Annotated in this window: 1 pseudogene; it reads left to right on the top strand. The window is 58.2% G+C overall.

Features of this window, described 5'->3' with window-relative positions:
• Nucleotides 1-281: 281 nt before the first annotated feature.
• Nucleotides 282-478, top strand: a pseudogene (locus B7449_RS22235) (hypothetical protein); the annotation flags it as partial.

Raw genomic sequence — 478 nt, 5'->3', positions numbered from 1 at the left:
CATGATCAGGAACGCACCAGCGGTCATGACGGGTGCGGAGCAGATGCTTCGGAGCCAACGGGCCGCTCAGGTGCTGGGCAGGCGTCCCCATGTGCCATCTGCGTCGCCAGGCGCCGCCAGCTAGAGCGTTCGGCTTTCTGCTGTTCTCACCCGAATTTGGATCCTGCCGACAGTGCGCCATACCGCGACAACATCTCAGATCTGACGCACGCTTTGATCATTTGCGCAACGAAGTCGGCTGCGTATCGTTAGGCAGGCGGGGAGCAGCAGATAGCAGGTCAATGATGGACGATGTGTCTTTCCGGGGAGATCCTGATCCGTTCGACTGCTGGTTGAAGAACGAATTGCGTGCCCGGTTCAATGATGTTGTGCGTGAACCGATCCCTGAAAGTCTGTCGCGCATTATTGGCGCGACTGAAGCTTCCAGACATGTGCACGCCTCAAGACCTTCCTGGACCGAGGAGGAACGTGTGTCTGA

Source organism: Komagataeibacter intermedius TF2 (assembly GCF_000964425.1).
Taxonomy (GTDB): Bacteria; Pseudomonadota; Alphaproteobacteria; order Acetobacterales; family Acetobacteraceae; genus Komagataeibacter; species Komagataeibacter intermedius.
This window is presented reverse-complemented; position numbering and strand designations above follow the sequence as displayed.